The organism is Paenibacillus sp. CR_12, from assembly GCF_041953985.1.
Classification (GTDB): Bacteria; Bacillota; Bacilli; order Paenibacillales; family Paenibacillaceae; genus Paenibacillus_AQ; species Paenibacillus_AQ lautus_A.
In genome coordinates, this window is the sequence record NZ_JAVFHO010000005.1 from 498,442 (window position 1) to 516,913 (window position 18,472).

The following is an 18,472-nucleotide window of genomic DNA, read 5'->3' on the forward strand; positions in this document are numbered from 1 at the left end:
TTTTGAGAGATCTTTGCCATATGATAGAGTCCATAAGGGTGTGACTATACATGAAGAAATGGATGGGTTATCTGGGTGCAATTTGCGCCTTAATCGCCATTCTCTATATGATTTTTAGCGACCGGGACACGGGTGCCGTCCATATCAAAGCCGTAGACGGCGTGCTTGACTTGCGAGAGCTCAAGGATTCGCCGTTTGTATCGCTAGCCGGCGATTGGAAATTCACCGCCGAATCTTTTGTCGACCCGGCTGACTTTTCAAGCGAAACCGATTATCTTTCGGTACCCGGTCCCTGGGCATCGGATGTCGAGTGGGGATCCTATCAGTTAATCGTCTACCTGCCGGACCATTGGACCGATGAGATCGGTCTCCGTGTTCGGAATATTTGGTCTGCCCATACCATCTATATTGATGGCGTGCCCCTATCGAAAATAGGGACTGTGGCAGCAACCAAACAAGCGACAGCCCCGGACAATCCTGCCTATGAAGCGTATTTTAAACTGGAGGGCCGGCAGCTGCTGATTACCATTCATGCCTCCAATTTCTATAACACGAGAGGCGGCATCGTCCTGCCGATCGATTTCGGCGACGCCGAGCAGATGAAGGAAGACGTGCAGCGGGATCTTTCCCTGGAATGGACGGCTACCTTATGTTTGCTGCTGTTCAGCATGTTCCATATTACGATCTACATGCTGCGAACGAAGGACGAGGCCTTCTTGTACAGCGGTCTGCACTTTCTGCTATTGGCATGGGTCATCGTGCTGCGAGGAGAGCGGCTGTTCATTCGGGAGTTTCCGTCATTTCCCTTTGAGCTCTATTTTCGCCTGCAGGACAGCTTGACCTTCTTGGCCTCCACCTTGCTGATTGTCTTTATCGTCAAAATGATTCCATCCATCATGAGCCGAAAGACGATGTATCTGCTGTTTCTACCGATCCTGGCCTACGCGTTCTTTAATGCGGTTCTCCCGGCCAGAACCATATCGGTTACGCAGTATCCGCTCTTTTATTACAACGATGGATTAATCCTAGGCATTATTATTCGCATCTTCTATCTGACGATGAAGAAGCGAATCAACATCCGTAAGAATGAAGCCGTCATTCTCATGTCGATGCTTCTGTTTCTAGCCGTATTCGCGATAAGCGCTTCATCGGACAGCTTGTTCTTCACCGGGCGCAACTATATGAACCGAATCGGGCTGGTCGGGTTTGTCATGACGATGAATGTTTTTCTGGGCATACGCCTCATGAACCGGGCCGAGGAATCGGAGAAGCTGAGCACCAGGCTGCAGAAGGCTAACGATGCGAAGGATGCCTTCTTGAAGGTCACGACGCAGGACCTGCAGAGGCCTCTGCACGATGCCGTTCATCTGGTGGGGGCCATCAACCGGGAGCCCCATCGCGAGAAGCAAGGCGAGCAATTGTACTTGGCTGAACAGCTGATGGGGAACATGGTGTATTTATTGAGGGATCTGCATGATTTCACCCGCATTCGGTTTGATGATTACGCGATCCAGCTCAAATCCACCAATGTTCGGATGGTCATGCTCCATGTCATTCAGCTGATGCAGTTTACCTTCACGAAGAAGAAGATCGCAATCAACGAGCAGATTCCGAAGCAGCTTTACGTATGGGCGGATGAGCAGCGTCTGACGCAGGTATTCATCCGGATCATGACCGAGATCTCTCACGACACCGCAGATGATCAGCTGAGCATTGAAGTCGTACAGGTGGGCACGGAAGTCCTGCTTCGAGTGACGTCAAGCGGCGAATCCATGGCAGCGAATCGGGAACGCCCGCATTCTTCGGGGCTTATGATGACGGAAGAACTCGTCCAACAGATGAATGGAAGCATCGCATATGAACGCCTGCAACGCGGCATTCGCTTTACGGTCACCCTGGCTTTCAGCGAATGTAAAGAGCCGGTTAACGCAGCGGAGCATGAATACGATCTACAGTCTGCGGCGCACGCAGAAGATCGGACGTTAGGAACGCTCCTGATTGTGGATGATGACGTGATGCATGCGGAAGTCATGAGGGATATGCTGGGGGACGCTTACAAGGTACGAATCGCTTATTCGGCTCAAGAAGCGCTTGACTACTACAGGAATCATCCGGAAATCGCGATGATGATCATGGATGACATCATTCCAGGCGACATGGATAGTCTGGAATTGCTTCGGCAAATCCGTACACAGGCATCCTTAATGGACCTGCCGATCTTGATGATGATTTCTTCCGAATATCCCAGACATGTTGAAATGATTTTTGCAGCCGGTGCCAATGATTATTTGCTGAAGCCTTTTTCCAAAGAGACCTTGATGGCCCGCTTGAACGCTGCGGAACAAACGAAGCAGTCGATGCTGAAGGCGATTGAGTATGAAATGGCCTTTCTGCAGACCCAAATTAAACCGCATTTTCTATACAACGCGCTTAGCAACATCATTGCCTTTTGTTATACGGACGGGGAGCGTGCTGCCTATCTTCTAACGATGCTCAGTTCTTTCCTGCGTTATATCTTTGAAACGAGCCGGGATGGACAATTCTCCACCCTGCAGAAGGAGCTGGAAATTATCGAGGCCTATGTCGAGGTGGAAAAAGCCAGATTCGGCGAACGATTAACCTTCGCTTATGACATCGATCCGTCCATTGCCGCGGAGCATGTTCGGATTCCTAGCCTGCTCCTGCAGCCTTTAGTCGAGAATGCGATACGCCACGGCCTATTCGACAAGGAAGGTCCGGGACATGTCCAGGTCACCATCTCCCTGCACGCATCCCGCCTGAACATACGCGTCGCTGATGATGGCGTTGGCATGTCGGCCGCGCAGTGCGCTCAGTTGATGGGGGGAACGGCCGCCAATGCCGGAATCGGGTTCACGAATGTACGTCGGCGCGTACATGATCTTACCCAAGGAAGCCTGGAGCTTCACTCGTCGCCGGGCAACGGAACAACCATTCAAATAACGATTCCCGTGAAGGAGGGACAAGGGTAATGTGGAAGATCATTATCGTGGAGGATGAGAAACCGATTCTGGGCCTGCATGCCCGTTTGCTTGAAACGCATGGCCCGTTTCAGGTTGTAGGCTGCTACGAATCGCCGTTCGATGCGCTGCAGGAAATACCGAAGCTGGATCTGGACGCACTCGTGCTCGACATTGAAATGCCGAGAATGACGGGACTTCAGCTGGCTCAGAACTTGGTGGAGAACGGGATCGACGTGCCTGTGATCTTCACGACCGCTCACCAGCAGTATGCCGTGCAAGCCTTTCGCGTGCAAGCCCTGGATTATCTCTTGAAACCGATGACCATCAATATGGTGAAGCATCTGGATGAACGCCTTCAGAAGTATTACGGCCAGAGACCAAAGCAGGCCCAGAAGAAGGAACTCGACGTCCAGTTATATGGGGAAGCTTCCGTTATGAAAGGCGAGCAGCTTGTCAAATGGCCAACCCGCATCACGGAGGAGCTGTTTTACTATTTGCTGCTGCATGAGAATAAATTGTGCCCGAAGTGGAGAATCCTCGATGATCTCTGGACGAACGTGGAGGAAAAACGAGCGCTTTCCAATCTGTACAATACGATTTACCGGATGCGTCAGCTGTTTATGGAGCTCGATATTCCCATCGTCATCGAACGAGTGAATGATGGTTATATCATGAATGCGAACAACAGCATCGTCATGAAGCCGAAAGAAAGGCCGGATGCCCTTCTATTGGAATCGAAAGGATATCTGTGGGCCTACGCTTTCGAATCGGGCCGTTAGAAAAGCAAGAGTCTATCCTTAATAGTAAACGAAAACCACATCCTCATGCGGATGTGGTTTTTTGTTTAGATACTATCGCTTGCGGAAGGCAGAGGTTTCGCTAATGCCCTCTCCTTCCGCTTACAAGTTCGGAATCTGCCAATCCACTTCCTGAAGCCCCATACTGCGTAGAAATTCGTTCGCGCGAGAAAACGGCTTGCTGCCAAAAAAGCCTCGATGCGCAGACAACGGACTCGGATGCGGCGAACGAATCAGTTTATGCTGCCGGTTCGTAATGAGCTCCGCCTTCTTCTGGGCGTGGCTTCCCCATAACAGGAACACGACAGGTTCATTTTTCTGGTTGATCGTCTCAATAACCTTATCCGTAAAGCTTTCCCATCCCCTGTTTTTATGAGAATTCGCTTCATGGGCCCTTACGGTGAGCACCGTATTTAGAAGCAGTACCCCCTGCTTCGCCCATGTTATCAGATGGCCGTTATTGGGAATGAAGCAGCCCAGATCATCCTGAAGCTCCTTGTACATATTTTGCAAGGAAGGAGGCGTGCTGACGCCCTCTTTGACAGAGAAGCTTAGGCCGTGGGCCTGACCCGGTCCATGATAAGGATCCTGGCCCAAAATGACCACCCTGGTGTCGGCCAGCGGTGTATAGTGCAGCGCGTTAAAAATATCGTATTTATCGGGAAAAATGGTCTTCGTCCGATATTCCTCAATAAGAAATTCCCGCAGCTGTAAGTAGTATGGCTTCGTAAACTCCTGCTCTAAATATGTCGCCCAGTCATTCTTCAATATCGCCATTTCGGGTTCTTTCCTCCTGCCATGGTCATAAGAAATAAGATATAACTAGATTATATCATATGGATTATTTCCGGTATTTTCCTGACACCTAACCCTCACGAAGACGCAAAAAAGCGACCGATTGCACGAGTCGCTTTTTCACCGTTGATTCCCCTAATTAAGTCATGATGACCGGCTCAATCTTGCCGTTGCCGATCCGCATCCGATCTATGCATAACTGGCGATGTCCCGGCTCGGTGTCTCCAATGATCCGGCGGTGGTATACGATAAGCCATTCATCTTTCTCCTGCAAATGCAAGTAGCCATGGTGGCCGGGTCCTTCGGCAATCGGCTCCTGACGCTCCAGAATCGTGCCTTCATTCTTGAATGGACCGAGCGGGCTGTCGCTTACGCCATAGGCTACGCGATAGGTTCCATTCGTCCATCCGCCCATGGACCACATCAGATAATAAAGTCCGTCCTTCTTAATCATACAAGGACCTTCCACGTATCCCTCCGGCGTAATAGAGCGGAAAATTTCATTGCCTTCGTCGGCCAATGGAACGAATCCCGTCATCTCTTCGTTCATCCGCGCAACGTTGCAATGCCCCCATCCGCCATAATACAGATAGATCGTTCCATCTTCGTCCTTGAATAGATGCGCATCGATCGGCTGTGCCTGATGAATGAACTTATCCACGAGCGGCTTCCCCAAGTAGCCTCTGTACGGCCCCTCCGGGAGGTCCGCAACGGCAATTTCCAAGCCGCCGGTTTCCTCGTTCGATTGGATATCGTTCGATGCAAACACGAGATAATATTTCCCTTGGTGCTCGATATGGGTCGGTGCCCAAACCGCCCTCCATATCCATGGGAAATCCGCCATATCGATAATGCCTTCGTGTTTCTCCCAATGGATCAGATCGTCGGAACTGAATGCGTCCAAATTCATCTGCATCGTATATTCCGTGAAGGACCGCGTTGCATAAATCCAGTGCTTTCCCTCATACGTTCTGGCTTCGGGATCTGCATACCAGCCGGGTATGATCGGATTGTTGATGTTCAATGGTAGACACTCCTTTCCTGTGCTGGCAATGTCGAGTTCGAGCGAGAGGGCATCGTCCCCGACCAATGGCGCTCGATTGAGCGATAGCCTCGTTCTACCATTGCTTCTACAACGGATAGCCAATCTCCTCCCGCGTGAAATCCTTGTACCTCGTTCAACTACCCTCCGAATCGTTCTCAATATCCCCGGGAATATTCCGGGCTTTCTTTGAGATGGACGATATCGTGGCCGGTTGGATTTTGGAAGGCACGGAGCCCGAAGGTCGGCGCAACGGCAAAGATATGGTCAAAGATATCCGCTTGAATCGATTCATACACACCCCAGTTGGTATCATTGCTGAACGCATAGATTTCCAAGGGCAGTCCGTTATCTCCCGGCGCTAACTGCCTGACAATCAGCGTCATATCCTTATGGATTTTTGGATGATTCCGCAGGTATTGATGGATATATTCCCTAAACACGCCCACATTCGTAAGCTGTCTGCCGTTCACGTTGCTTTCCGTATTAATCTGGTGTTCGATGTTGTATGCGTTAATCTCATGTAGTCTTGTCGTGACATAATCGGTAAGGTAGTGTATCTTCTGAAATTCCTCGATCATTTCCTTGGTGCAAAAACAGATGCTGCTCGTATCGACATAGAAGCTTCGCTTAATTCTTCGGCCGCCGGATACCTGCATGCCTCTCCAGTTCTTGAACGAGTCCGAGATGAGGGCATAGCTGGGAATCATCGTGATCGTTTTATCGAAATTCATCACTTTTACCGTATTCAATGTAATGTCGATGACGTCGCCGTCCGCATTGTATTTCGGCATTTCAATCCAATCGCCGACGCGCACCATATCATTCGATGATAATTGAACGCCTGCCACCAAGCCCAGTATGGAGTCCTTGAACACCAGCATCAGAACGGCCGATAGAGCACCAAGCCCGCTGAGAATGATCAACGGATTCTGCCCGATGAGGTTCGAGATCACCACAATGCCGCCGATGATGAACAGAACGATTTTCACCACCTGAATGTATCCCTTAATCGGTCGGATCTTGGAAACTTCAAATGAACGATAAATGTCATCAAAAGCATTAAGCAGCGCATTCAACACCGTGATGGTGACGATAATCATGTACGTCATGGCCGCTTTTTCAATCAGAATTTGGTACGCCGGAAAGATGGACGCCGAAAAATAAATAATGATTGCCGGCACAAGATGCGACAGCTTGTGGAACACTTTTTTCTCCACGATGATATTGTCCCATGTGTACCGATTGTTGTTGACGATATGAATAATCGTCTTCAGCACGATTTTTTTGGTAATAAAATTGGCCAGTATGGAGACCACCGCGATAAAAACGACCATGATCATATTCGAGAGATATCCAATGGTTTGTTCGCTCATGCCATATCCGTCTAGTTGATTTTTGATAAAGTCCATTGTTTCCTCCTGACGCAGTTTAAGATTAGCCTATTATTATAGAGGAGATTCTAGTACTGCGCAAAGTTCAGAATCAGACATCGCTGGGTTGATTTGGAAGATGCTTGGTGTAAGACGGTCTGTTTGAAAAACAAAAAAAGAGCACCGAAAAGGTGCTCTCTTGGTCTGATTCGATCAGATCTATTTCGCTTCCTTTCCGTTACGGCTGATCAACCCCCGCAGACGCTTCATGACAGACTGAATTTCGGTATCGGTCAACAAATAATACGTATTCACAGTCCAGGTCTCTCTGTTGTTCAAATGAAAAATCAACACAGGAAACTTCGGAAGCAGCCACTTCCGAATGGATGGTCCGCTGTAGCTGATGCTTGTAATCTTCGTCCAGGCCACGGTCCGCGTACCGTCTGAAATGGAATTTTGATCGTAGGTGATGAGCTGCGTGTCTGATTTCAGGGCCCTTGGCAAGCTGACAACCAGATATCCTCCAAAAAACGGAATCCCTATTATGGCTGATGTGATACAAAAAAACTTACGAATAAAGGAAGTATCCATAATAAAGGCCGCGTACAGCAGAAACAGGCAGGCCAGCACAAACAATAAACTACCAAGTGCTTTGCCCCATGCCACGGATTTTCGATACGATATCCCGTTCATGATTTAGCGCCTTTCTAAAATGATTTGAACAGTCCTTTAATCCAGCTAACTCCACTTTCGACTGCTTAAGCTGTGCCGTGGTGATACCTCTATTGTATCAAAGAGCCGTTTCTTTTTGTTTGGCTAGATGAAAAAGAGGCCTTGTCTCCGTCATTTACGATGACTTTTGAGACAGCCCCTTTTAGTATGTATGATGGCGAAGCGTGGCTGTTAGAAACCACAGTTCGCCGGATCGCATTTTGACTAAATTGAACATACGAAACTTACGGTGAGAGGATCCGCTTTTGACCGGTGAGCTCCTGGATCGGCTTAATGTTTTGAGTGAATTCCAGCGTGCCTAAGTAGTTTCCTTCTTCATCCCTTACGGCAAAATAACGAATGTAGACAAATTTATCTTTAACCGGGATCCAGAAATCTTCTGCATCTTTGACACCTGCTTTGAAATCAGCGAGCAGCTGATTGACGACATGAACGCTTTGCGGAGGATGGCAGTTCTGAACACTTCGGCCGATCACCGCTTTGGTACGAACGAAGATTCGTTCTTTGCCCTGTGAAAAATATCGAACGATATCATGTTCATCGATAAAGGTTAGGTCGACCGGTAAATGATTTAAGATGGATTCCATCTGTTTGACCGATAAAATGCCTGTACTCATCCGGATATATCCCTCTTGCAGCGGAGAAGACCCCAATCCCTGACCTGCGCCAGGTTCAGCTGCCCTTTCAGGAATCCATGGTTGATCCGGCGCAACCAAGCAATAACCGACTTCTTCGCTTTGGGCAGCAATTAGAAGCCATTCATCTTCCGTCAACTTCTCCAGAGCCATTGGCAATAAAATATGTTCCTCTTTATAGATCATTTCTGTTACTTCATTTAAGACGCGTTTGGCAAGGTCCACTACGCTCTGCGCATTGCCCTCATCATGAGTGAGTTTGGCTTTCACTTCTTTTATTCCCATTCGGATACCGTCATCGACTGCCCACATCACCTTGGTTGGTCCATAAATTCCGTATTTTTCGAGAAACGGAAAGAGCAAATTTTCTTTGCGGCTGTAGTGTTTGTCTACATCATAGAGGAGACTGAAATCCTCCAGCAATTTGAGGCGATTGGCCTCCCCTTGATCCTTCAGAAATTGATCCAGATGCAGCGCGATTTTGAAATTTGCCAGTCGATCGATTTCTTGGTTCTCCCTCTTAAACGTAAACACAGGATGTCCCGGCTGCTCTTCAGGTTGATGAGCTCTGTGAATGTCTTGGATGGAACCTTTGAATACCGTTTTAGCATGCACGCTGCACAGTCGTTGTACTTCGGTTACCGGTATTCCTTCCTCCTGCATCAGTACTTGTTCCAGTTCCGAAATTTCATCAACCGATATTTCGCCCACAGCTTGATTGAATTTTGACTTCACTTCCTCCACGCTTTTTCCATGGTGCAGCTCTTTAATGATTTCCTTGAGCAAATGTATATGGGCCGTTCGATGAGCAGAAATTCCTTCCTCACGGTTATTAATGAGTTCACTCATGTTCATCACCTCTGTTTTGATTCAATATATAAAGATGAAGTTCGATTCTGTTTACATCTCTAAACTAGCATCCTCATGCTCCACGGCTTGTGATTAAAAGCACAAAGGGAATGAAAATTCATTGAACAACGAAAGGTGACTCGTCTTCTTCGAAAAGTCTTTCTCCAACTTACCTCTGTATTCTAGGTATTTCCTGCACGCTGTCTAATCCGAACTGTCTCCCCTCCTAACATAATCACAGCCGCTTTTATATCGGTATGAGAGAGGCGAGGGATCTTAACCCTGTCCGAAGACGACACCACATAGGCCACAATTTTAATGTCGGCAAAATGAATGAGCGCGTCACGATTTCTGCACAAACTTCGGTCGGTCAAAACAACAATTCTAAGCCTTTACTTAAGTGCCTCTTTTTTTCAATTGACGATGCCTGTATTTAGCTATAAAGATACGCCAGCTAAGCTTCATAAGATTTGGAACAGCGTGTGCGTTTTCTTTGAGAAAGGACAATGCAGAACGGTTTCCTCGCTTCGTATTGCATTCGCTGCATGAAGCGATCAGGTTGTGCGGAAGATCGGAGCCGCCTTTGCTTGAGGGGATCATATGGTCCACTGTCGTGGCGTGTTGTCCGCACCACAAACAAGTGTGATGATCTCGTTTCAGTGCAGCTTTGCGATAGTCCCGAAATAAGAACGGATTATAAAGCAATTGGATCGTCTGCTCATCAACCCAGACAGCTCGCGATCGCTCAACTTCCCGCCAAGCCCGATGGGGCAAACATGGTGTCAGTTGTTGACCATCCATATTGAGTACCGTTATCAATGGTTCCTCTCCATCACGGGTACGACTCATCGATTTCACTCCATCTGTACGACATACTTTAACCTATAGTATTAATATAAAACAAAAACACTATCCTCATGCGGATGATGTTCATCATGGTGAAGACGAGGGGAGTCGAACCCCTGCCCGAAGATAACATCAACAGTTAAAATATAAAAAGCGACCGAAATCACGGTCGCTTTTTATATTCATATGAGAGACGCGCGGGAGCCCCCCTGTCCTGCTCTACTCCAACTCCATATAAAAGAGATTCGTCGTATGATCTTTTGTAATCGTATGCGCTCCTGGAGCAAGTGGCACACTGACCATACCATTCGTCATGGAATAACTCGTTCCATCAATCTTGATTTTGGTTCCGTCTGCCGAATTAAACACCAATGTTAATGTAGCGGTTTCCGTAGAGGTAAAGGTAATGCGGGTTGAACTCTCGATTTTCAAACATTGGGTTAGCGTTAAGCCGTTATACGCCACAGTTCCCTTGGTTGTGGAGAGATTCCCTACAATATTAAAGAAATCGCTTGCCAATCCGGACGTTGTAAAGTTGTGAACTTGTTCTCCAGTGGACGGCTCTGGTTCTGGTTCCGGCTCCGCCCCGGTTGAATTCCCGCCTACGGATACAAGCCCGCTGGTGTAGCTGCTTATTTTAGCCATAAGAGCTGTATTGAGGGCATAGGACGTGTCGTCGACGGCATCATTGAATTGCCAGGTGAAGTCCCCGTTATTCAGGCGTCCGGCTTGTGCGGTAACAATCTGTTCCACATCGCTCACGTTATCGATGTCGGCGCTATTTACTCCCGTATCGACGGTTGTGTCGAAGTTATTATAAGCCGTTCCTCCCACGAATGCTTTGTATGAGCTTGGTACGGTTTCAATTCTTGACGAAGCCAAGTATGCATCGAATGAGGTTGCATTTGCCGGAGCTGTTCCGGTATTGGAATTTGCATAAATCAGGCTGTCCGCATCTACGATCCTATTGTTATAGGCCTTAATCACGCCTCCGTCTTCGCCCGAAAAGGTCCCTTCCCCTAAAGCATCCGTACCTTGCAAGGAGCTCAACATCGGGTATTTGGCATGTCTAAAGTAATTGGATTCCACAAAGGCCGAAGCTCCCGTTGTCACACCGACCCCATATTTTGAGACTCCGTCATAGAAGTTATTATAGATGTGAACCGATGCCAATCGGATTCGCGGATGGCGGGAGTCCGAGTGATCGAACCAGTTATGGTGGAAGGTGACAAAGAATTCCTCCGATTCACTCAACCCGACCAAAGCCACTTTTCCCGAATCCCAGTAGTGATTGTAGGAGATTGTAATATAGGTCGATCCTTTTTTCAGATCCGTTGAACCATCGCCCTTGGCCTGGTCGGCATCTCCTCCTGCGGTTCCATAAAATAGATCGTTATTATGCACCCACACGTTGACGTTTCCTGTATCCATGGAAATTCCATCATCAGGAAACAACATGAGCCCGAGGTTTCTTACTTCCACATTCCCTACGTATCTAAGGAGCAATCCCCACCCATAAGCATAAGCGTCGTCTCCGATCCCTTCGATCGTCATATTCATTTCCGAGTAATCGTTTTTGCCTTTTACTTGAAGGTAGCCGCTGCTATTCAGCTGTCCGCTCATGTCGTCATCGGTAACTTTTCCAATAAACCGGATCGCAAGAGGGGTTGTGTCATAGCCTTTTTGTCTTAGCGTCAAAATCTCGCCGATCCCCACGCCCGTTTGAACCCCGCCTGAGCTGTTGATTTTCACATCAAGGGTTACGGTTCGTGCCGTCTCGGAGGTCACATAAATAACTTGTGCACCATCTTTAAGCGTACCGTCATCATTGTAGGCACCCGAGCCAGTCCCGTATGGCGAGTCTGAGGAAAAAGCAAATCCGGATCGATCATGCGGCGCTACGGATAGGTTATTCGAAACGACACTTACCGTTGAACCGTCCGACAGCCTGGCTTCAACCTTCATCACATAATTTCCTGCTGCGAGTCCAACGGCATCTGCTCTCCAATAGGAAGGGTATTGCCGGATCAGCTCATTATCCATTTGTTGATAGCTGGAATCCGGCGCATTGGCGTGTTTCACGTAGACATTGTATCCCTCCGCATTACTCACGGGTGACCATTCTATATACGCCGTTTCATTCCAGCCCCCGCCGCCGATAATCGAAAGACCGGCAGCATGGACCGTTGTCTTATTCACCCATCCTCCCGCTATGAGAGCTAGCGCCAGAGAAAACAACAATACCATGCCGGTTACCTTTGCAACGCTGTTCTTCATTTCATCTCCTCCTTTTTTTATTCACTTGTACTTTGTAATCGCTTGCAATAAATTAGAGCTTTCTTATCAGCCTCCTCGCTTTATGGACCCTGTCTGTCAAACAATGTCCTTGTTTAAAATCAACAAATTTTGGAATTCCACCCACAGCTTATCAGCTGCGGAAACAGTTCCGAAACAATCATTTTGTTATAACCTGCGCATTCCGCGATATTCTGAGTTAATGATTATAGGTCGGGGAAATGACACTTTCTCTTGGACAACATCCATCCGGGATGGTCGTGAACGGCTGAAAGCTGCAGATACAAGGCGTAGATCGGGCTATATTTCAGGCTTAAACCGGACGCAAAAACGAAAAAGCGACCGGTTAAGGTCGCTTTGGGGAGATCTTCTAAAGATCTCTATGGGCTGGCTGCATCATCCCTTGAGTGGGGTGATCCTCTGGGTACTCGTAATATTGCGACTGAACGGGCGCATGGATTTGTGCTTCCATTGGCGGCACTGACGGCTGCTGATAGGGCTCATCCACGTACATGATTCTGCGCAGAATTTGCATAAGCCCATTCACGACGCGCAGCGCGACCCAGAACAGGACAAGCCCAACGCCTACGTACAACAGGTATTGCTGATTATAAGTCCAATCGATATGAAAATAACTGAACAAGCTATTCTCCAAAATATCAAGCTGCATTTCATTCATCAAAATGATATGCACGACCGGAAGAGCAATCAATCCGAGTCCCAGTGAAATCACCGTCACCATAATAACAAAGAATACGATGCCGGTAACAAATCTTAGTAATACGAGCAGCAGGTTTCGAATAAAGAGCGCTCCGTCAAAACCGCTCACCATTCGTTTCAACCAATTCTGCCCAGTTTCAGACTGGTGATTGTAGGTATACGATACAGTAGGATTAGGTAAACCCAAAATTTGCCTAATCATGCTTTGTTCAAAAATCACAATCCCATTCAACAGCTTAGCTACTCCAAAAAACAGCGGTATTCCGATAAATATCGGAGTCAAACCGATGGATAAGGTAAGTCCCGTTATCGCAACTGTAAAATAAATAATCCCTAACGGGAGAGATAGCAATAAATAGAGAATCGTTGCATAGGTTTTCGGATTAAAAAGCACCCAATTCACCTTGCCTGCCCGCGACATTGCAGTCGCTTCTGTTGCCTTCATATTCAAACACCCCTTATGGCTTCATAAGTCACGCTCCAAGTTTATAAATCCATTATATCCGCGTTATTTGGCTGACATAACCGTCTTAGGGGGTATCTGAACCTAGACCTTAGACTAGGAATGGGCCTGGCTCTGGTGAATTTATTGAAGCGAAGACACTATGACCAACTCGCCGAACGACATTTAAACACCGTATAGGCTATAGTGAAAAATCGGTAACGCCCTTCTTATAGGCATACTTCAGAGTATAGGTTTCTTCTTCTTTTCCATAGGGCATGGTAGCCATTTTTATGCGAGTATAATCAAGCCGACTCTCTTTTATCACTCTTTTTACCAAGGCTATACCCTGTTCTTCCTCCGTAACAACACAAAATATATTAAGCGCATACTTCTTCGGGTCGGACATGCATGTCCCCATATCAAAGCCGTCGACATGGCCCAAATCAGCATCCGCTAGAGATAATTCTAAATATTCCATTACTTTTTCTCTTAACCAGTGGTCGCGTTGGCTGCCTTTTGCACTTTTCAGAGGATACTGTATCACTAACCAGAATTTTTCGCTCATTCCAATTCACCAGCCAATCTTCAGTTAATGTGGACATTTCGGGTTATTATACCACAAATGGAAAAGTCACCAACCCTAACACACGGATTGATGACTTTTGTCATTGAACCTAGATTTAGCTAATATACTCTGCGGCAAGTAACGGGTGTAGGAACCGCATTTTATCACTCATCGCTCGTTAAAAAGTATATAGAATTTATCAATTAAAATTCCTTCGTGACCCCTAGTACTTTCCCTTGAATATTTTTTAAGGGAACAGGCCCAAAATGACGGCTATCCACACTTCTTTCCCAATTATCACCTAAGACAAATATATGTTCTTTAGGAATTTTAATTTTAACCATACTCTGATTAAAAAAATCATTTTCTTCCTGAGTTAATTTAAAGTTTGAGTCACTTTCTTTTTGTTTATCAATGTATTCCTGCTCAGTTAGACCGTATTTTGCTGCCACACCGTAAAAACCATCAAGTTTTTTGTCATTGACATAAACTACTCCCTTTTTTATTTCCACACTATCTCCCTCACTTGCGATAAGTCTAGAAATATAATGATCAGCTAATTTAAAATCAGGGTTATCTTTAAATCCCTCGAACTCTGGAGGTATAAAATAAACAATATCGCCCGGCTTCATGATCATACGGTCAATTTCCGAGTCAATTACTAACGCACCATCTTCAGTATAGTGATATTCTGATCGTTGCCGGCTCATATTGTCAATTTTATAGTCAACTGTTTTTAATACCTTCGGTTTTTCTGAATTGTTTATGCTCTCCATGGATGTCTTATCTGTAGAACATCCCGACATTAGAAAAATCAAAATAATACCAAGAATCCACTTTCTTCTCATCACAGCACCTCCTGTTGTAGTAATCCCGATCAAATTATAATATGCACTCACGCTTTATTTACAATTTTTATGATTAAAAATCAATAAATTACATGAATAATCTTCATATCATATTATTTAACGTTTCGGATTTCTTGTTAGTTATTGTTTTTTTTATTTTGTAGTTAATTTATAAAGGGGGGGATTTTGTAAGCTGGAAACTGTACTTATTAAACTTAGTTCCAATAATGGGAAGGCAAGATCCTAAACTTAAAAAAGACGAATAAATTATAGAATTATTCCCTAATTAGAAAGAATTTTTATTAATCGACTCTGGATAAAATTCATTTCCTCAATTAAAACAAGAACCTATATGGGAAAAACAAAAACCAACTTATGTTTGTCAAGCACCCGGGCTTGGATAATTTAAAGTTTGCTGGTATAGTTATTTACAGAACAGCAAAGAACCCCTCCGTTGTCGCGGAGAGTTGGCGGATAAATGTGGAATTACCTATGGTAAGGCTCACCTTTCTTTAGGATCGCATAGATGTGATGAAGTAGCTTGTTGGCGCAAGCAATCACCGCGGCCTTGTAAGGCTGCCTTCTTTCTTTTTCTTGTCGTAATAGTTTCAACTTGGAGCATTCACTTCGTCTGAGACTGAATTGTACGGATAAAAACAAGGCTCTCCTCAAACGCTTAGAGCCCCTCTTGGTAATTCGGTTGCTGGATGATGTAAATTTCTCTGAAACACCCCCGGATCCATTCCGGCATAGGCCACACCAGCTGCTTCGGGTTCTCAAACTGCTGAATGTCTCCAAGTTCCGCCACGAGCGTAGCTGCCAGCTTCTCCCCAACTCCTGAGATCGTTCGAAACAAGGAGTCGAGCATTAAATGAGATAACTGGTAACTCACCGTTATCCTACTTAGATCATTCCACCTCATAACACCAGAGAGCTTAGAAGCTCCCTAGGCTGCATCATCCCTTGAGTGGGGTGATCCGCTTACCTCCATACCTCGGAGTTCTCCTCAATCCAACCATCCCTTGCTACGTGCGATATCGATTGCCTCGATCCGTGTATTCGCCCCGAGCTTCCCAATCGCCTCTGACATATAGTTCCGTACCGTTCCATAGGATAGAAACAGCTGTGCTCCAATATCTTGAAGAACTAAGCCTTGGGCAGCCAACTTCATGACTTCACGCTCCCTGGGTGATAATGGACATGGATCATCCCATACCGCGAGCGACAATTCTGAATTGATGACACGTTTCCCATCATAGACCCGACGAATCGCATCAGCCAGTTCCTCGCTGCCCGTATCTTTAAGAAGATATCCATAAACTCCTGCCTGCATAGCCCGCTGGAAATATCCAGGACGCGCGAATGTCGTCAAGATGATGACACGAACAGCTGACTTATTTTTTTGAACCCATTCCGCAATATCTAACCCCGTTTTCAGTGGCATCTCAATATCCAGAACAGCTACATCGGGTTCATATTGCTGAATCATGGACATCACTTCTTCCCCATTTTCAGCTTGACCGACGACTTCAATATCATCTTCTAACGAGAGTAACGTTGCCAGTGCTCCCCTTAATAACTTTTGATCTTCTGCCAAAACAATACGAATCATCTAAGCACTACCTACCTTTTCATTTCGAATTACCCTAGGTATATGTAAGGTGACTTCAGTCCCCTTGCCTGGGGACGAAGACAGCGACATACGACCATCGATCATAACCAACCGCTGCCGTAAACCGGCGAGTCCATTACTGCTAGTATAGAATTGATCCACATCTGCCCCAATACCGTCATCACGTACAGATACACGAACTTCCCCTTCCTGAATGTCGAGAAGAACGTTGCAACTTGTTGCTCGGCTATGTCGAACCACATTCGTAATCGTCTCGCGAAAACACATCGCTAAAATCGTCTCCTGCAAGGGTGTTAACGGAAGCGGATTGTTCACTAAAGCTTCTTCCGTCCCTACATTAGAAGGTCTGGAATCTGAAATCGATTGATATTGAAATAAAAGCGGTATGCCCGCAGCTGAACATAACGATACAGCATGCTTATATTCGTCAGCGAGATATGTAACTTTCATCTCCGTAACCAATTCACGCATTTGTTTCAAGGCTGCGCGTGCCGTTTCTCGTATTTCACGTGCCTCTTCTATCGCTCTCTCGGCATTACGATTGACCAATTTCTCAACGACTTCCCCTTTTAGTGCGATTAATGACAGCGTATGGCCCAATGTATCATGGAGTTCACGTGCGATCCGCTGGCGCTCCTCCTGCTGTGCCATTCGTTCAGCCGTTTCTGCCCGCAGCCGCGCAGACTTCTGTTGGAACCTGGTCGAAGTTCGAATAATATACGGCAGAATACAGATGCCAAACATAGGCACCAGCCCTATCCATACTAGGCTGCCCATCCGATCCAAGTAAGGAACAGCGATAAATCCCATAGCTACAGTGAAAACGATCGTTATAGAGAGTAATATCGGCAGCTTTTGTTTGCTCAGCGGAGCAGCTATCATAAAACCTATAAACGTATACATAGGATGAAATACAGCTGCTAAAATTAAAAGTATACCCACCTGAACGATCAATATTGGCGTGGCCCACTTTGCATAAAAGTAAGATTGTCGAAACGATAGAACGAATATGCCTAACAGAACAAAGCCAAGCCACTGTATACTTGATGGCTCATAGAGTAAAAAGTACATGGGTATCATTAAATTTGTTAACAAAATATAAGGAGCGACTCCTTCCGATTTTGGAAAGAGACGCCACTTTTCTCTATTCAATTAGACCGCATCCCGTCGATTATATATATAGATTGATAGTAGCATAAAGAGGAGACCGCATCCTGTCAAAATTATGAAATCGATACTTGCTGGATTTTGTCCAGCGATCATATTCCATGCCCCATTGGCGTAACGGTGAGATGGAAGCCATTCCCCGACCGAGCCCATCCAACTTGGCAAAGTACTAAGCGGCATCCAAAGCCCCCCCACAATGGCAAGCCCCATCTGTAACACATTTCCGATGGCAACGGAAGTATTCGCGTTTTTAAGCGTTCCTAACAAGGCACCAAGCGCCAGAAAAGATATGCTCCCAATCCATAACCATAATCCGCATAAAATCCATTGCCCGGCTGTCAATTGTATATCATGAACAAGGCCAGCAGATAAAAATATAACAAAAATGACGATCAAGTGAACAGCCATTTGCGATACGATTTTGCTGCCAATCCAGACTGCAGGAGATAGTGGAGTTAGCTTCAACAAGCGTACCCACCCGTCTTGATGCTCGAACGATAGACGGATACCGAATTGAGATACGGCTGTACCAATCAAACTGAATGCAGTCATCGACATCAATGAAAAGACACCCCAAGTTGTCGATTGAATCGATTTATCTACCCCATTCATACTCGCAAATAAAAAGTAGAAAGCAAGGGGCATCGCAATGGAGAAGAGTAAGAAAAATGGACTGCGGATAATTCGTATACTTTCTGCTTTGGTCTGGGCAACAAACATATGTAACATGGCTATTTTCCTCCTAAAAA

General features: G+C 46.2%; 15 protein-coding genes and 1 pseudogene. 2 read left to right on the forward strand and 14 right to left on the reverse strand.

Annotation, left to right across the window (positions count from 1 at the left end; translation table 11 throughout):
• Positions 1-50: 50 nt before the first annotated feature.
• Positions 51-2,990 carry a histidine kinase gene (locus RB297_RS20900; RefSeq protein ID WP_375121332.1) on the forward strand — a complete coding sequence of 980 codons (2,940 nt, stop codon included), beginning with the start codon at positions 51-53 and terminating at the stop codon, positions 2,988-2,990.
• Positions 2,990-3,760, forward strand: coding sequence for a response regulator (locus tag RB297_RS20905; protein ID WP_096774883.1), 771 nt, complete (start codon positions 2,990-2,992; stop codon positions 3,758-3,760). Before RB297_RS20900 ends, RB297_RS20905 begins: the two co-directional genes overlap by 1 nt.
• A 120-nt stretch (positions 3,761-3,880) precedes the next feature.
• Here the strand turns inward: RB297_RS20905 and RB297_RS20910 are convergent, their stop codons facing one another.
• From RB297_RS20910 to RB297_RS20975, 14 genes and pseudogenes are all read right to left on the reverse strand, one after another.
• Complete coding sequence (locus RB297_RS20910; protein ID WP_096774884.1) at positions 3,881-4,555, reverse strand: uracil-DNA glycosylase; 675 nt, start codon at positions 4,553-4,555, stop codon at positions 3,881-3,883.
• Between the two features lie 157 nt (positions 4,556-4,712).
• Positions 4,713-5,597 (reverse strand): glycoside hydrolase family 43 protein, encoded by an 885-nt coding sequence (locus tag RB297_RS20915; protein ID WP_375121333.1) that lies wholly within the window; start codon positions 5,595-5,597, stop codon positions 4,713-4,715.
• 176 nt (positions 5,598-5,773) lie between these two features.
• Positions 5,774-7,027, reverse strand: a complete 1,254-nt coding sequence (locus RB297_RS20920) for a mechanosensitive ion channel family protein (protein ID WP_012818526.1) — start codon at positions 7,025-7,027, stop codon at positions 5,774-5,776.
• A 180-nt stretch (positions 7,028-7,207) separates the two neighbouring features.
• The gene (locus RB297_RS20925) at positions 7,208-7,681 is read right to left on the reverse strand and encodes a DUF5381 family protein (RefSeq protein WP_375121334.1); all 474 of its coding nucleotides are present in this window, start codon (positions 7,679-7,681) and stop codon (positions 7,208-7,210) included.
• A 263-nt stretch (positions 7,682-7,944) separates the two neighbouring features.
• A complete protein-coding gene (locus RB297_RS20930) occupies positions 7,945-9,204 on the reverse strand; it encodes a DUF438 domain-containing protein (RefSeq protein ID WP_375121335.1) in 1,260 nt (419 codons plus the stop codon).
• A 396-nt stretch (positions 9,205-9,600) separates the two neighbouring features.
• Positions 9,601-10,053 carry an HNH endonuclease gene (locus tag RB297_RS20935; RefSeq protein WP_375121336.1) on the reverse strand — a complete coding sequence of 151 codons (453 nt, stop codon included), beginning with the start codon at positions 10,051-10,053 and terminating at the stop codon, positions 9,601-9,603.
• A 216-nt stretch (positions 10,054-10,269) separates the two neighbouring features.
• Positions 10,270-12,327, reverse strand: coding sequence for a pectate lyase family protein (locus RB297_RS20940; RefSeq protein WP_375121337.1), 2,058 nt, complete (start codon positions 12,325-12,327; stop codon positions 10,270-10,272).
• A 388-nt stretch (positions 12,328-12,715) separates the two neighbouring features.
• Complete coding sequence (locus tag RB297_RS20945; protein WP_375121338.1) at positions 12,716-13,510, reverse strand: sensor domain-containing protein; 795 nt, start codon at positions 13,508-13,510, stop codon at positions 12,716-12,718.
• Positions 13,511-13,709: 199 nt separating this feature from the next.
• A complete protein-coding gene (locus tag RB297_RS20950; protein ID WP_277747536.1) occupies positions 13,710-14,075 on the reverse strand; it encodes a hypothetical protein in 366 nt (121 codons plus the stop codon).
• A 203-nt stretch (positions 14,076-14,278) separates the two neighbouring features.
• Positions 14,279-14,923, reverse strand: a complete 645-nt coding sequence (gene lepB, locus RB297_RS20955) for a signal peptidase I (RefSeq protein WP_277747535.1) — start codon at positions 14,921-14,923, stop codon at positions 14,279-14,281.
• Between the two features lie 486 nt (positions 14,924-15,409).
• Positions 15,410-15,845: pseudogene (locus RB297_RS20960) on the reverse strand (transposase).
• A gap of 84 nt (positions 15,846-15,929) precedes the next feature.
• Entirely contained in the window at positions 15,930-16,535 is a 606-nt protein-coding gene (locus tag RB297_RS20965; protein WP_375121339.1) for a response regulator transcription factor, read from the reverse strand.
• Entirely contained in the window at positions 16,536-17,708 is a 1,173-nt protein-coding gene (locus RB297_RS20970) for a sensor histidine kinase (RefSeq protein WP_375121340.1), read from the reverse strand. It abuts the gene before it with no gap.
• On the reverse strand, positions 17,709-18,452 hold the full coding sequence (locus tag RB297_RS20975; RefSeq protein ID WP_375121341.1) for an ABC transporter permease: 744 nt from the start codon (positions 18,450-18,452) through the stop codon (positions 17,709-17,711).
• Positions 18,453-18,472 lie beyond the last annotated feature (20 nt).

Coding starts and splice junctions, on each gene's coding strand:
- RB297_RS20900 (WP_375121332.1), top strand. CDS start 51: ATGAAGAAATGGATGGGTTATCTGGGTGCAATTTGCGCCTTAATCGCC.
- RB297_RS20905 (WP_096774883.1), top strand. CDS start 2,990: ATGTGGAAGATCATTATCGTGGAGGATGAGAAACCGATTCTGGGCCTG.
- RB297_RS20910 (WP_096774884.1), bottom strand. CDS start 4,555: ATGGCGATATTGAAGAATGACTGGGCGACATATTTAGAGCAGGAGTTT.
- RB297_RS20920 (WP_012818526.1), bottom strand. CDS start 7,027: ATGGACTTTATCAAAAATCAACTAGACGGATATGGCATGAGCGAACAA.
- RB297_RS20925 (WP_375121334.1), bottom strand. CDS start 7,681: ATGAACGGGATATCGTATCGAAAATCCGTGGCATGGGGCAAAGCACTT.
- RB297_RS20930 (WP_375121335.1), bottom strand. CDS start 9,204: ATGAGTGAACTCATTAATAACCGTGAGGAAGGAATTTCTGCTCATCGA.
- RB297_RS20935 (WP_375121336.1), bottom strand. CDS start 10,053: ATGAGTCGTACCCGTGATGGAGAGGAACCATTGATAACGGTACTCAAT.
- RB297_RS20940 (WP_375121337.1), bottom strand. CDS start 12,327: ATGAAGAACAGCGTTGCAAAGGTAACCGGCATGGTATTGTTGTTTTCT.
- RB297_RS20945 (WP_375121338.1), bottom strand. CDS start 13,510: ATGAAGGCAACAGAAGCGACTGCAATGTCGCGGGCAGGCAAGGTGAAT.
- RB297_RS20950 (WP_277747536.1), bottom strand. CDS start 14,075: ATGAGCGAAAAATTCTGGTTAGTGATACAGTATCCTCTGAAAAGTGCA.
- lepB (WP_277747535.1), bottom strand. CDS start 14,923: ATGAGAAGAAAGTGGATTCTTGGTATTATTTTGATTTTTCTAATGTCG.
- RB297_RS20965 (WP_375121339.1), bottom strand. CDS start 16,535: ATGATTCGTATTGTTTTGGCAGAAGATCAAAAGTTATTAAGGGGAGCA.
- RB297_RS20975 (WP_375121341.1), bottom strand. CDS start 18,452: ATGTTACATATGTTTGTTGCCCAGACCAAAGCAGAAAGTATACGAATT.